General features: G+C 48.5%; 7 protein-coding genes. 5 read left to right on the forward strand and 2 right to left on the reverse strand.

Going from position 1 to position 15,830, the window contains the following annotated elements; all coding sequences use genetic code 11:
- The first annotated feature begins 458 nt into the window (after positions 1–458).
- The 3 genes from L1N85_RS04505 to L1N85_RS04515 are packed head-to-tail and all read left to right on the forward strand — an operon-like array spanning position 459 to position 9,789.
- Entirely contained in the window at positions 459–3,128 is a 2,670-nt protein-coding gene (locus tag L1N85_RS04505) for a S8 family serine peptidase (RefSeq protein WP_235235343.1), read from the forward strand.
- Between the two features lie 37 nt (positions 3,129–3,165).
- Positions 3,166–9,351, forward strand: coding sequence for an RHS repeat-associated core domain-containing protein (locus L1N85_RS04510; protein WP_235235345.1), 6,186 nt, complete (start codon positions 3,166–3,168; stop codon positions 9,349–9,351).
- 15 nt (positions 9,352–9,366) lie between these two features.
- Positions 9,367–9,789 (forward strand): hypothetical protein, encoded by a 423-nt coding sequence (locus L1N85_RS04515; protein ID WP_235235346.1) that lies wholly within the window; start codon positions 9,367–9,369, stop codon positions 9,787–9,789.
- Between the two features lie 339 nt (positions 9,790–10,128).
- Here L1N85_RS04515 and L1N85_RS04520 read toward each other — a convergent pair whose 3' ends face one another.
- Complete coding sequence (locus L1N85_RS04520) at positions 10,129–10,968, reverse strand: M23 family metallopeptidase (RefSeq protein WP_235235348.1); 840 nt, start codon at positions 10,966–10,968, stop codon at positions 10,129–10,131.
- A 234-nt stretch (positions 10,969–11,202) separates the two neighbouring features.
- On the opposite strand from L1N85_RS04520, the gene L1N85_RS04525 reads away from it, so the two are divergent.
- A complete protein-coding gene (locus L1N85_RS04525; protein ID WP_235235350.1) occupies positions 11,203–14,310 on the forward strand; it encodes a glycoside hydrolase family 2 TIM barrel-domain containing protein in 3,108 nt (1,035 codons plus the stop codon).
- Positions 14,311–14,410: 100 nt separating this feature from the next.
- A complete protein-coding gene (locus L1N85_RS04530) occupies positions 14,411–14,986 on the forward strand; it encodes a hypothetical protein (protein WP_235235352.1) in 576 nt (191 codons plus the stop codon).
- A 58-nt stretch (positions 14,987–15,044) separates the two neighbouring features.
- Here the strand turns inward: L1N85_RS04530 and L1N85_RS04535 are convergent, their stop codons facing one another.
- Positions 15,045–15,824, reverse strand: coding sequence for a hypothetical protein (locus L1N85_RS04535; RefSeq protein WP_235235354.1), 780 nt, complete (start codon positions 15,822–15,824; stop codon positions 15,045–15,047).
- Between the last annotated feature and the right edge of the window lie 6 nt (positions 15,825–15,830).

The following is a 15,830-nucleotide window of genomic DNA, read 5'->3' on the forward strand; positions in this document are numbered from 1 at the left end:
CACTGCGTAAACTAGGGAACCGCCGTATACCGAACGGTACGTACGGTGGTGTGGGAGGTCGGCTACTCAAATAATGAGTAGCCTCCTACCCGATTATTACGACGGTTTATTCAATGGATTCTTAAGTCTATATTCTTATGTCTATGGTAGTAGATAACGGTAGATAATTGACATACTTCCCCACTGTAAATACTTTACCGACAATTTTCGATTCAGAAAAAGGGAATGCAACAAATTCAGACATTTTACACCTATTGGTAAAAATATCTTTTTCTATTAAACTTACAATTAAAGTAAAAAAAGGGTTGTGGTAGAACGAATGTCATAAAATTATAGTTTATCGAAACCAACGAGGAGAGTGAAACAAAGGGAAGAGGATAATGTCCTTTTATTATCGTTTAGAGAAAAATCAGCTTAATGTTTTTAGAAAATGTACTTAAAGAAAGGGAGAAGCGGATATGAGGTATATATGGCGTACCAAAATAATGGTTGCGGTCATGCTTTGTTTTACAATGGTGCTGTTGTTATTTGGACCGTTCAACATGCTATCTTTTGCACTGGAGTATGCTGGAGTTCGAGAGCCAAAGTCCAATAAAATGGAGCCTAATTTCTCTAAAGAGGAGCGGTATATCATCAAATATAAGAATGTTGCAAAAGGGAAACAGGATCTAAAAAAGAAAAACAAAAAAGCTGGAAAAGAATTTAAGCATGTGCCTTATATTACTGCTGAACTTACGACGACTGAACTTGAGGACCTGCGCAAGGATAAAAATATCGAGTTCATCGAGAAAGATCATCCAATTGAAGTCATGACTGAAATCACTGAACAGTCAGAGCAAGACCTCTATACGGACAATATTAAAAGTGTCGGCGCGTTCCAGGCACATAACCAAGGTTTTTACGGGGAAGGAATAAAAGTCGCCTTACTAGACACTGGGATCGATAAAGAATCGCCTGAGCTGCGGATCGCGGGCGGGGTTTCTTTTGTACCGGAAGAATCCGATTACGATGATTATAACGGTCATGGTACAGCTGTATCCGGAATTGTTTCTGCCATTCAAGACAATAAAGGTTTAATTGGCGTTGCGCCTAATGTCGATTTATACGCTGTAAAAGTATTGAACACAGAGGGGATTGGGACATATAGCCAAGTGATTCAAGGCATCGACTGGGCCATTGATCAACGCATGAATGTGATTTCAATGAGCTTTGGCGGTAAGGCAGATAGCCTGGCTCTTCAACAAGCAATAGCTGCAGCAGATAGCCAAGGATTATTAATCGTCGCGGCAGCGGGTAACGAAGGATCGGGCGAAGAGACTGAATTATATCCCGCCCGCTATTCTGAGGTACTCTCCGTAGGTGCGGTCAATGAAGGGAATCAACGGGCAAGCTTCTCCAGTACGGGTTCGCAGCTTGATCTTGTTGCGCCAGGAGCCATTATATTAACGACAGGCTTGAATGGTGAGTCTGTCATTCAATCCGGGACATCGATGGCGGCACCGCATGTTACCGGTGCGGCAGCGGCACTATGGGCTAGCGATCATGCGTTAACAAACCAGGATGTGAAACAGAAGCTGCTTGAAGCGGCTACATCATTGGGTGAACCAAATGAATACGGTAGAGGATTAGTCAATTTGGCAAAAGCGTTGGAGTTAAGCGAAGAGCCGCCTGTGATTCCGATCTTGCATAAATCAGAGATGGAAGTATTCGATGCTGAAGTAACCGCAATGAGCAAGAAGTTAATGAGTCTTAGTGACCATGCCATCCAAATGAAGAATATCCCTTTAGCCAAACAAATCGACAATGACTATAATTCACTCATCATCACTAACAATGAGTTGTATTCCGAACCAGAGATTCCGGAATCCAAGGATGAAGTCGTCCAATCACGTGTACTAAACGATTATTATTCCAAACACATCACTGAATTTGAAAAGCTGAAAACGGTATATCAAGAAGCTATTGCACAATATACAGAACAACTTCCGACATACATTGAACCGGAAACAGATTCATTAAGCGTTCAGTCCATGCAATTATTACTCAATACTCCTGTCGATGTGAGTCTTGCAACGGGGGCTTACGAAGTTTTCAGTTTTACCCCGGCAACAAGCAGAGGTTATAAGATTTATACCGGTCCGTATGGAGGTGCCGGAGGTTCCAATGATACCGTTCTTGAACTATATTCAGATGCGAATCTAACGACGCTCATTACTTCAAATGATGATTCGAACGGTACACTATTCTCTGAAATCAAGCCCACGCTTACCGCTAACACGACATACTATGTTAAATTGCGTCATTTCAGCTCCGGCGCTGTTCATGCACGGCTGACGGCAGAGGTCTTTACACCTGCTATTTCACTAAATTCGCCGATTGATGTTGATTTGCCGACAAGCGGAAGCCAGATTTTTAAATTTACGCCCTCCAGCTCCGGATATTATAAGATCTATACCACCTACTATAACGGAAACAGTTCAAGCGGTTCCAACGATACGGTTCTCCATGTCTATTCGGATGTAAATTTATCTACCCAGATCGCTTATAATGACGACTCCAACGGCACTTTATTTTCACAAGTCAAAATGAATATGACTGCCGGTAAGAGTTTTTATATCAAACTCAGGGGTTATGGTAATGGTAGCGTACATGCGAGAATTAACGTAGTTCCTGAACCGCAAAGCTTTCAGTCAATTGACTTAAATACTCCCATTGATGTGAACGTTGGACAAAACCAGTATATGGCCTATTCGTTCACACCGACTATTACGGGGAGTTATCGAATTTATACAGGTCCTTACGGCGGAACGGGGGGATCAAGTGACACAATTTTGTATCTATATGGTGATACTAACATGACCAGCAGTCTCATTTATAATGATGATTCAAACGGTACTGTATTTTCTGAAATCAATTATACGTTAAGCGCTGGAACCACCTATTACATCCGACTTACAGGTTTTGCTGGCCGAAGTATAAGCACCAGGATAATGATAAGTCAACCAAAAAATTCTTACGTGTACGACGATGCTGGTAGATTGGATTACATTACGCTTAGTACCGGAGGAACCTTGGATTACCAGTATGATGCTAACGGTAATCTGAAAAAGAAGGTATTCCTGCCTTAAAAGAGTTTAAATTCAGAACGTTAAGGGAGAGGTTCTTTTGAAGTTTAGTATAAAATCGCGCATCGTATCCTTTGCGTTGGTCATCGCTCTCATGATGAGCTTATTTAGTACTTATGAACCCGTAAATGTGTATGCGGAAGCCTCCAGTTCAGATACGCTGACCGTTGATAGAGTCATCGAACGTTTTGCGGTCACGTCAGCATTTATTGACGCAGAAGAAGCGGACGGCTATTCCATTCACCAGGTTTATGCGGCCTTGTTCAGGGCAGAGAAAAGCGGCATTTCTTACGAAAGCGCGAAGCTGGCCTTGTATCCGGCTGAAACCAACCTGTCCACACAGGCTGAAGGTGAAGTGAACAACGCGCAGCTGCCGCTTGATGTGGTGCTTAGCGATCCTGCTGTCCAGTTGGAAGGGGAGCTCTACGATCCGGAGAAGCATCAACAAATTCAGGAAGAGACACCTGCAGAAGAAAAAGAAGAAGTCGAAGAAGAAGAAGAAGTCGGAGCGGAGCCGGAAGCGGGCAGTGAATCCACGCCTAATCCGAATCAAGAAGAGGAGCAACCAAGCCCGGTTCCGGATGAAACGCCGCTGGCGACAGACGCGCCGGTGACCTCGCCAGAGCCGACGAGTGAGGAGGCAGAAGAAACATCCGATCCTGAGATACCGGCTGAGGAGGCATCCAACGATCAGGAGCAGAACGAAGAACAGGCAGACGCTGAGAAAGAAGAATCCGGCAGCCAGCAAGCTACCGAGTCGATGTCGGCTATGGCGATTAGCGGGGGGCAGGAAGTTGCTCCGGTATATAATAAATCCTCCTTTAATCAAGCGCCTTATTCCATCAACAAGGATCAGGAATCCATTTCTACACTGACAGGTGACTTGTCCTTACACGAGACGGACATGATGCTTCCGGGACGAAACGGACTTTCCTTCGCCCTGACGCGCACTTACAGCTCGTCCGAAGCGGCGCTTCATGATTTGGATCACGGTTATGAAACCTATCCGGCGACGCTTTACAAATATTATGTCCAGTTTAACGCGATACGCAAGCAGCAGTTGTACAACATTGTGTATGAAGAAGCTAAATACGTAGAGGAAGACTTCGACGGTAATGGTACGGTGGACAATACATCGATGGCGATCGATTGGTATGATGTCACGCACAGCACGTATTCATCCGCTGAACAAGCCTGGCAAGTAGCCAGCCAGGGGATTTCCTATTCTACGCCTTCCGAGTCCCGTACGGAGACGACCTATTTGACCGGCAGTACGAACTCGTTTGTCTCTTCTATTCCTTACAATCAAGGCGGCTTCAGCGGTACGCTGTACAAGTCCGGTTCGTCTTTTGTCTCTTCAGGGTCTTATACTCCCGCAGATTCCCGGACGGAGACCTCAACGTGCAGTAATAACAAAGTTGGCGTATATAATGCGCAAGGGAACTGGGTACTCGTCAGTTCGGATCCGGATTGCCCAGATTCCAAGTTCTATAGCAGCGGCGGCTATACCGGTACTTTATATCGGACTACAACCGATACGATCAAAACCTGTGCTTCTACAGGAACACCAAACTACCAGTGTACGAAGATGTGGCAAGCCAATTATGCGGGTACAGTAACCAAACCGGCCTCGGACACGAGGGTATATCGACAAAACTACAGCGGAACCGTCACGAAACCTGGTACGAACAGCACCGTCCGCTATGGAAGCTGGCAGGGCAGCGGTACCTATAAAGAGCGTCTTAAATATGTCATGTCCGATGTGAGGGTCATCGGTACAGAAGGCAGCGGCGTGGCCACGACGCGGACTACGCTGGCCTACGAAGACTATGGCATTGCGCAAAGTTTGGCCACCCAGATTCAAAACTCGCCAGGAGCTCTTGCAGAAAGCTCAGGCGGCTATAACTATTATGTCAGCAGCAGCCCAGGCACCAGCATACAGTCAATCGCAGACGGCACGACAACCGGCTACCGCTATATCAACAAAACCAAGCAGCCGCTAAAAGAAAAGCTGTATGCCATTGGCAAGGGCTGGTCCTGGAATTTGCCGTTTGTGGAGACGGATAACAGCAAGCAGTACGTTCATCTGGCCGATGGCGGACGGTATGAAGTCGAGAATGGCACGCTGAAAGATTACACCTGGCTTGTACTAAGCTTCGCGCAGGATACCACCGTTAGTACAGGCGGGGAAACGTCCCAGTACGTTCTGTCTTCGGTCGATGGCACCTTGAAGCAATACTTCACCAGCGACGGCCGTCTGCTGCAGATAAAGGATGCTTACAATAATGCGATTACGTTTTCGTATGCCGATCATCCTGCGTATGGAACCAAAATGCTTAGTTCGATTACCGACAGTATTGGCAATTCGATTGCGATCACCTATACGGCTACGGAAGTGCGTTTGGTGAAGGGCAATGAAACCGTCGTCTATCAGAAAGAAAAAATCAACGACACGGAAGTGCTGAAGTCCGTGCAGGATGCAGAAGGCCGTCAAACAACATACTCCTACCAGATGGCGTCAGCCAAATTCAATCTGATTGGCTATGATGAAGGCCGGGCACTGTCCAATCCGTATGTATTGTTGACCAACGTCGTTCATCCAACAGGAGCGAACACCGCTTATACGTATGAGCCTTCGCCGGTTAAACGCTTCATTGGTTCTTCCTCGTTCAAGGAAGCTTACCGTATGAGCAGCCGGGCCGATGTGCTGACGTATGAGAACGACACGATCAGACGGTTTAATGAGCAGTCCATAACCTACACCAGCGATTTCGCCCAAACGTATGGGCAAAGCTTAACGTTCAGTACGACTTTGCATCAAGGACAGTTGGCGACCGCCTTCAATTACCGCGCAGCCTATGTCAACGATTCGCAGCCGACGCAATACTACCTGGAGACACAGGTGGCGAGCGGGGGCGGCATCACGAAAACGACGACGAATACGTACACCAAGAAAGTAGGCTCGCGTACGTACGCCGTAGCCTATCCGACGACAGTGGTCACAAGCGATAATCAGACGTCGGATACGGTAACCTCGTCGGTGCAATACGATGATTACGGAAATGTGACCCAATCGACGGATGGACTGGGAGCTGCGTCGACCAACACCTACGATCCGGTGAAAAAATGGCTCACCAGCACCTTGCAGCAGGTAGAGAGCAATCAATATCTGTACACGGATTACACTCGCAACGAACAGGGAAGCCTCACGGGCACCACGGTGCGCAAAACGAACGCCAGCGGCGAAATCCTGCAGCAGGTAAGCTTTGGCGGGTTCGACAGCTATGGCAATGCGACGACCTCAACGGTGGCCAATGGTACGAAATCGCAGGTTTTCACCATCACCTATGATACCTTGCATCACGCGTATCCGGAGAAACAGCAGATTCAGGTGAAGGATGCAAATGGCGTCAGCAGCACGAGCACCACACAGTTGGAATATGACGCGCCAACTGGACGCATTCTTGCATCGATCGACGGCAAAAATGCCAGAACTGCATATGCGTATGATAAGCTGGGACGTATTAAAACCGTCACGTATCCGAATCAAACCACGCTCAGCGCCGCGTATGACGATGCGCAGAATACGATCACCGTAACCGATGAGCTCGGACGGCAAAGCCGGACGCAGTTCAATGGCTTGGGCTGGCAGCAGGAGCAAGGGGTGTTCTTGGCCAGCGGCTATAAACGCTTAGCACTTACGGAGTACTTTTCTAACGGCCAGATGGAATGGACGGAGGATGCGACCGGCAACATCACAAGGCATGAGTATGACGTTTGGAGCCGTCCAACCAAAACCATCGCTCCGAATCTGTCCGAGTCGATGATCGCTTACAATGATGCACTGCGGGAAATCGCTGTGACGGATGCGCTGAATAACCAAGTCTTTGAGGTGTTCGACAAGTATGGCCGTACGATCCGGACAGAAGAAAAGGCGGCAAACGGCAATCGCACGGTTGTCAGCCAGATCAGCTATTACCCCATCAATGGCCGCCCGTATCAGCAAACGGATGCGAAGCAGCAGATCACCACGCATGCGTACGACCTGTTGGGACAGCTTATGTCGGTCACCAACGCCAAAAATGAAATGACGCAGTACCGCTATGACCAGTTGGGCAACCATATCAAGACGATTTTTCCGGACGGGAAAGAAGTCAACAAACGTTATGACGAGCTGGGACGGCTAATCGAGAACATCGACCCGCTGAATCAGAAGGATACGTATTTCTATGATGCCAATGGAAATCGCAGCATGCTCATCGATAAGATGGGACAAAGCTTCACGTACGCGTACAATAGTCGGAATTGGCTAGAGTCCAAAATCGGCCCGACAGAAACGATCTCTTTTGATTATTATGACGATGGTTCGCGCAAATGGATGACCGATTCCACGGGTACCACGAACTATGCGTACAAGCCGTATACCGGCGAACTGGAGATGGTGACGTATCCGGATGGCAAAAACATTCAGTACACGTATAACGATGCAGGCCAGCGTACAGGTATAATCACGCCGTTTGGCGATGTCGTGGTCTATGGCTACAACGAGATTAACCAGTTGAAGACCCTGTCGTGGAACGGGGATGTAGAGGCGGATTACACGTACAAGACCAACGGCCAGCTGTGGCAGGCGAACCTGGGCGGCGGCGTGGTGCAAGCGGAGAACGAGTATACGAACGGACTGTTGAAAGAGCTGAAGCAAGTCGGTCTGCAGGGGAATTTTAACCGGACGTACACGTATGACCGTGATGCAAACAAAAACATTACCGATATTATGGAGAAAAACCAGACAACGGTGACCCGAGACGACAACTTTTCGTATGATAAACTAGACAGGGTGGAGACCGCGAGCGCGTTCCAGGAAAAGTATACGTATGACAACCGGGGCAATCGTCAGACGCTGCAGTCCGATCAGAATCTGGAGCTGCCTGGAAACATCGATTACGAGTATGACAAGTGGGACCGCCTCACCAAAGTCACTCGTCAGGACGGCACGAACGTATCCTATCGTTACAACGGCGACAACCTGATGGTAGAGCGGAGCGAGAATGGACAGACGACGCGTTACTATTACGATGGGCAGCAGATCATAGCAGAAGGACTTGTCCAGCCGGATGGAACCGTCTTGGAAAAGGTGAGCTATCTGCGCGGCCACGGGCTCTCCATGCTGGAAGAAAGCGATGGTACGAAGGGGTACTATGTCCACAACGGGCATGGCGATGTCGAAGCGATTCTGGGTGAAACCGGCCAAACGCTGAACAGCTACACGTATGATATATGGGGAAAACCGCTGTCTGCCGCGGAGACGGTATCCAACTCCTTCCGCTATTCGGGCGAGTATTGGGATGAGACAACGGACTTGCAATACCTGAGGGCTCGCTGGTATGATCCGAGTATAGGGCGGTTTATTAATGAGGATACGTATGAAGGGGAAGTTACCAATCCTCTAACGTTGAATCTTTATACGTATGTAGCGAATAATCCTTTGAATTATACAGACCCTTCTGGACACATGATGGTTGGGGATGAGCGTTTTAAGGGGACAGACATTTACGCTGAATTGCAATATCTAACTGACATGTGGAATGCGACAGATGATAAAAATTCAAGAGCTCAGATTCATGGCGCGGCAAATGCTTTGCGTGTAATTGGTGATGCAGGGCATAGTTATTCAGTTATTAGGTCCAAAACTTATATCTCATCAGACACGGCTACTGACCCGTTTACAGGTAACGTATTTAATGGTAACCCTAATGGGGCTGGATTATCTTCTCTAGATGTAAAAACACTACAATATATCTTAATAGACCGCAATACTGCAGTAGTGACAAGTGCTGGATTCATAGGTCAAACTGAAAATTATTCTACTGGGAAGAAAGGTAGAGCTTCTGTAAGTGGTCTTTCTGTAACTAGCCAAGGACGACAGTTACAGAGATTTAATCCAGGTAACAATAATTTAATTGTATCTGCAAAAGTGAATGTAGCTGATCCTCTCGTTTGGTATGCGGCAGCGATTAATGACAATCTTGTTTTCACAGTTAATCTGACGACGGGTGCAATCAAATTAAGTGGTTCAATTGACGGATTTCCAGCACATGAAATCTGGGTAAGATCTTCCGAAAGCTCAAGTTATAATAATATCTATTCTTATTATTCAGGAAGCCTTACTGATCTTGGACCGATAAAAGGGAACAGCACAATTAGTGGGACTTACATTCCTAAGTAAGAGGGTGAAGGAAGAATGCTTAACAAATTAGTTGGATTTAGTCTAACATTACTTTCAACAGTTGGATGTTTCGTCTTATTTAAGTTACTGATTCATGGGGAGACTGATATCCAACTTCTTTTGACAGGTATATTTTTTATCATTCTGTATGCCAGTCCATTTATCTTATTTGGAGGAGTAGCATCTTTTGCAATAGATAAAATTCATTTAAAAACTTCAAATATTTTACTATATGTACTGTTGGGTCTGTTAATATCATTAATTGTTATTGGGATATTTAATCTTACTTCTTTGGATATATTGATATTTATAATATTTACTTGTGTTGTTGGTGCTCTCGTATTTCAATTAAGTGGGGCTATCAAGAATAGTATAATGAAATATATTATCGGGGTTGGTATTCCAATTTTAATTCTTATATTTATGTACTTGTTTTAATATTTCACCACATGGAGTAGATGCCCCATGTGGTTTCTTTACCACATGCGAGTACTTACTCCATGTGTTTTTTTTTGTCTTTTATCCGTAGCCCCTATCTGTTATCAGCTACGTAAACGTTAAATACTCCCCACCAAGAAGTCAAGCGAGGACTGGTGTATTGCTAGTTCTAAACTACGTTTACGGTTTCTTATTCAAGGTTTTTCTACACATGATTACAATCAAATTACCGACTTTACTATTGAGTGCATTTTTTTGAGAGAGGCCTATGTAACTGAACATAAGCCTCATTAATGTATGATAGGTTGCTGTTTAAAACTAACTATCCTTACGAACATGCTAAAGAGACCACCACTTCATATAAAGGTAAGGATCGATAGCGTGGTAGGTCGGCGTGCGCTTGTAGATGCCGAAGTGGAGGTGAGGAAGGAATTTGCCCTCCGTTCCTTCGGGACCGTAACCGGTGCTGCCTGCGTAGCCGATTAGCTGCCCAGTCGTTACGGTTGCTCCAACCTTGACCCCTGCGGCATATTTGGATAAGTGCGCATAATAAAACTCGGTCGATTCATCTACGCGGACCGTAACTCGCCAGCCGCCATACTCGTTCCAGCCGGCCTTGACAACCGTGCCGGCCATTGCGCTGTAGACCGGCGTGCCTTTGTCGGCAAACATGTCAACGCCCTCATGGGCGCGGACCGCCGAACCGTCAGCTGACCAGGAGCGCGCCTCGGCGTAGTTGTTCGAGAACGGCGTATAGGTGCCCTTGGCGAGCGGAAATACGCCGTTCAAATAAGCGGAAGGTTTTTTCGGAACGCGAATTTCGAGTCCGGTCCAGATATTGTTCGGATTCGTCAACTGCGGATTAGCGGCGATGAGCTTGGCTAGCGGGACGCCGTGCCGCTGCGAAATGATCCACATCGTGTCGCCCGGAAGGACGCTTACGGACGTGAATTCGGGAGGAGCGGGGACAATCAGCTTTTGACCGGCTGTTATGTAATCCGAGGTGAATCCGTTCAGCTTTTTGAGCTGCTCTACCGTAGTGCCTTGCTTGGTGCTAATCAGCCATAGGGTATCGTTTTTCTGAACCGTATAGGAAGCGGCGGAGCCAATTCCGGGCGATACGGTCAATAGAGCGGCCAATGCGGTACCGCAAACTAGCTTTTTCATTCTCAAATTCATGCTGTCTCGTCCTCTCTATGCAGAAGAATGGCCCTTCGTTTCCATTTTAATAGAGAAACCGCTTTAGTTTTAGAAGTAAATGTTGGGAATTGGCTGCGGCTGCGGGAGCTGCATGGATAGAGCGTTGTTTCATATTTTTATATGTAATATGAATATTCTTTCATTAAACAAGGGGACGTAATGAATTATAATGTGAATATAATTTCACTATAAGATGAAGAGGTGTTTAGATAAATGCGAAAAAAACTCAATTATACGCCGCCGGCCAACGGCTATCCGGAGTGGAACAATAATCCTGAAATCTATCAATTGAACCGGATGGAGGCACATGCGTCGCTCATGCCGTTCGATACGATCGAGGAAGCCTGGGAGGGTGACCATCGCAAATCGGCGAACTATCTTTTGTTAAACGGCCAGTGGAAGCTTGCTTTTGCTCCCAACGCAGAGTCGAGAATCGCGGGCTTTTATGAAACAGGCTTCGATCACAGCAGCTGGGACGAGATTACCGTACCTGCTCATTGGCAGCTGCAGGGTTACGATTATCCGCAGTATACGAATGTAAGATACCCGTGGGATGGCAACGAGGATATTAAGCCTCCTTTCGCGCCTACGGCGTATAATCCGGTAGGTTCCTATGTACGAACCTTCACCGTCCCTGCCGGCTGGGAGGGCAAGCCTGTTTTTATTAGCTTTCAAGGCGTGGAGTCGGCGTTTTATGTATGGCTGAACGGGGAATTGGTCGGGTTTAGCCAGGATACGTTTACCCCATCCGAATTTGATCTGACGCCATACCTCGTCCAAGGCGAGAACAAGCTGGCGGTTGAGGTTTACCGCTGGAGCGATGCAAGCTGGCTGGAGGATCAGGATTTCTGGCGGATGAGCGGCATTTTCCGGGACGTTTATTTGTATACGACGCCTGAGGCGCATATTTATGATTTCTTCGTGAATACAGTGCTGGATGAGCAATATCGCGATGCTGAGCTAGTCATTGATGCGAAGCTGATCAACTATTTCACTAAGCCGCTAGGGGCCGTTACCGTGGAAGCGGCCTTGTACGATGCCGATCGGTCGCCAGTATTTGAGATACCGTTAACGGTTAAAGCGACCGTCGACGGGGAAGAGCTTACAACTGTCCGAATCGGTACTGACGTACGGAATCCGCTCAAATGGAGCGCCGAGCAGCCGAACTTATATACGTTGATTTTAAGCTTGAAGACGGAGGACGGCACGCTGCTTGAAGCGATTAGCTGCAAGGTCGGCTTCCGCAAGTTTGAAATCAAGGATGGATTGATGCAAATCAACGGCAAGCGCATTATGTTCAAGGGCGTTAACCGCCATGAGTTCTCCTGCGACACGGGCCGCGCCATAAGCGAAGCGGATATGCGTAAGGACGCAGAGCTGATGAAGCTGTATAACATTAATTCCGTCCGGACGTCCCATTATCCGAACAATCCGCTTTGGTATAAGCTTTGCGATGAATACGGCTTGTACGTCATCGATGAAACGAATCTCGAGACGCACGGCTCCTGGTTCTACGGCCAAAAGGAGTTAGGTGATACGGTTCCAGGCAGCAGGCCGGAGTGGACGGGCGCCGTCCTGGACCGCTGTAACTCGATGTTCCAGCGTGACAAAAACCATGCTTCGATCGTAATCTGGTCACTCGGCAATGAATCGTTTGGCGGAGACAACTTTATCAAAATGCATGATTTCCTGCGTGAAGCCGATCCGTCCCGCGTCGTTCACTATGAGGGGACATTCCACTTTCGCGCTTCCGATGCGGCGTCGGATATCGAAAGCCATATGTACACGAGTCCGCAAGGTGTCGAGCAGTATGCCCGCAGCAATCCGCAAAAGCCGTACATCCTGTGCGAATACAGCCATGCAATGGGCAATTCATGCGGCGGGCTGCATGTCTATTGGGATATTTTCGAGAAATATCCGGTGCTGCAGGGCGGATTTATCTGGGATTGGATCGACCAATCCATTCGCGTGACGGACGAGGACGGTACTGTGAAAATGCAGTACGGAGGCGATTTCGGCGAGTCGCCGCATGACGGAAACTTCTGCGGCAACGGTGTGATTTTCGCGGATCGTACCGTGTCTCCAAAGCTTCAAGAGGTAAAGAAGGTTTACCAGAATGCGAAGTTTGAAGCGGTTGATTTGGCAAGCGGAGCGGTGAAGGTGACGAATCGCCATTTGTTCAGCGCGTTAGACCGCTTTACGTTTGCCTGGCAGGTGGCGATCGATGGAATTACGGTTCAAGAGGGAACGATCGAGGCCGTAACAGCGCCGGAGGAAGAAGAAACGTTAACTATTCCATACGCGATGCCAAAGCTGTCTTCCGTCTCTGAAGAGGCCGTGCTTACGCTGCAGCTGCTATTGAAGGAGAAGACGTTATGGGCGGAAGCGGGTCATGAAATCGCGTTTGAGCAATTCGTGCTGCCGGCGCCGGTTGAGCTGGCCATTGGAGGTAAAGCAGTTGCGCCTCCTCTTCAAGCCGATGAAATGGAGCAGGCTCTCGTTGTGAGCGGAGAGCGCTTCGTCGTGAAGTTCGACAAAGAGACAGGCTGTCTTTCTTCGTATGTATGGAATGGAAGCGAACGGCTCGCGCTAGGGCTCGCACCGAATTTCTGGCGCGCTTATACCGATAATGACCGAGGCAACAAGCAGCATGAACGCTGCGCCGCTTGGCGAATCGCAAGCACAGAACGCACGCTGCGCGGAATGACCTGGGAGATCGGTGCAAACAAAGTAAGCGTTCATGTAAGCTACAGCCTGCCTGCGACAGCCGAATCCCGGTTAGCGATGGTATATACCGTAAACGGTCACGGCGAGGTTGAGGTCTATGAAGAGCTGCAGCCGGGCGCGGGATTGCCGGAAATTCCGGAGGTGGGCATCCTCTTCCACATGCCGCCGCAATACGGTCAGGTAAGCTGGTATGGCAAAGGGCCGGACGAAACCTATTGGGACCGCCAGACAGGCGGCAAGCTGGGACGCTACGCTGGCAAAGTTCAGGATCAAATGGTTCCGTACATCCGTCCGCAGGAATGCGGCAACAAAATGGACGTACGTCAGGCGGCTGTGACGAACACCCAGGGCGAGGGCATCGTCCTGAAGGGTGCACCGCATTTTGAGCTGAACGTTCTGCCGTATACTCCTTTCGAGCTGGAGGCGCATGACCATATCCATAAGCTGCCGGAAAGCGATAAAACGGTTGTCAGGGTCAACCATAAGCAAATGGGCGTTGGCGGCAATGACAGCTGGGGACAGCGTCCAGAGAAGGAATATACGCTTTATGCGAACCGCGTGTATGCGCATCGCTTCACGTTTCAAGGGGTTTAATGGCCTTCATATCGCCGGCCGTTACAATGCCCAACACGTTTCATCCGGCATATGATGAAGGAGCAGTATCCGACAGGATGGCAAAAAAGGAGTGTTCTTATTGCTTCGGAACCATTCGAAACGCCGGAAGCCACCACGGGCCGCCGCCAAGAAACGCAAGCCCGTTGCTTACAAGAAGCGGAATAAAAGACGCTTTAACCAGGACCCCGGTTCTTTCTTTCCGGCCTATTCCAAGCTGATAGAATCGGTAATCGGGGTGATAGGGGATCAAATTTTGAACATTGAGATCAAACTGGCCGTGCAGCAGTTTTTGATTAATGAGACGATTGATGAGTGGAACCGGAAGGGCGGTTTTAGCGAGAGCGAAGTGAAGAGCCTGTACGAAAGGACTTATCAGTATTGGAAAAACGATCTTAAGGAGCAGGGCAAGCCGTTTGCAGAGCTGGATCTGATGAAGCGCCCGGCACTGGAAGCGTACAAGAGCAAGCTTGAAGAAACCGGGATGGCGGAGTTGGCGAAACCGGCTCCTATAAAACCGTTTGTAACCAATCCGAGAAGGGAGGAAGACGCTGAGCTTATCTTCCAGATGAAAGAAGAAATGAAGGTTTTAAAGCGGGAATTTTTGAAGCAAAAGCTGGACATGATGAAACGCACCCTAAGTAAAGACACGGTATAGGCGGATGCAAGCGCCTTATACCGTGTCTTTTTTTTTCGTCTTCAGCCAGTGAAAGCCTTCATGTTCCCGGAGGCTGTTCCTGAGTCGCGGCGGGAATCGGCATCGTTCCAGGCGGCAGGACGGCAATGCCAGGTGCAATCTCGACCGAGCCGGGAGGCAGCTGCATGCCGGGAGGAATAACCGTTGCTCCCGGCGGAATGGCCTCGGATGGCGGTTCCCCGCCTGGCGACGAAGGTGCGAATCCGGTTGGAAGCGTTGCACCGGGTGGAAGCAAAAGCCCGGGAGGGATGCTGACTCCTTGCGGGATGGCGGTGCCGGGCAGTAAATCGCCGATGAAATCGGCTTCCCCCGGAGCTGCAGCTGGAGCCGGATCCGGTGCTAAAGCCGGGGCTTGAGCACCGGCCGGGGAGCTCGGGACCTGTGCGCCTTGCGGTGTAATGTTGGTCGTTGTGACCACAGGGGGCAAGGCTCCGGAAGGCTGGGATCCGTTGAACAAGCCGATCTGCATGGAGCCGCTGAGCGTTTCCAAATTGATGGAATCGACAATAATATCAAATTTATCAAATTCGTTATGGATGTACATGTTGGAAGGCTGACGGTTCTGGTTCATTTGCGTCACGTTGGATTGAATATCGGCGAGCTGGCGCTGCATATTCAGCAACAGCTGCGATGTTTGCTGCTGGATAAGCTGCAATTGCTGCATGGATTGAATCATCATCGAGCCTGCGGCGGATGTTGGATCTGTATATGGGTAAACGTAACGATACGGGGAGGTACAGGGATATCCGTAGGTATAGTAATAAGGATAACCGGTATAAGCGTAAGGGTGCACGTTCAAGTTGAC

Origin of the sequence: Paenibacillus alkaliterrae (assembly GCF_021532375.1) — a bacterium.
Taxonomy (GTDB): domain Bacteria; phylum Bacillota; class Bacilli; order Paenibacillales; family Paenibacillaceae; genus Pristimantibacillus; species Pristimantibacillus alkaliterrae.

What these genes read in the sequence shown, in the direction of transcription:
- L1N85_RS04515 (WP_235235346.1), top strand. Translation starts at nt 9,367, where the DNA reads ATGCTTAACAAATTAGTTGGATTTAGTCTAACATTACTTTCAACAGTT.
- L1N85_RS04520 (WP_235235348.1), bottom strand. Translation starts at nt 10,968, where the DNA reads ATGAATTTGAGAATGAAAAAGCTAGTTTGCGGTACCGCATTGGCCGCT.
- L1N85_RS04505 (WP_235235343.1), top strand. Translation starts at nt 459, where the DNA reads ATGAGGTATATATGGCGTACCAAAATAATGGTTGCGGTCATGCTTTGT.
- L1N85_RS04525 (WP_235235350.1), top strand. Translation starts at nt 11,203, where the DNA reads ATGCGAAAAAAACTCAATTATACGCCGCCGGCCAACGGCTATCCGGAG.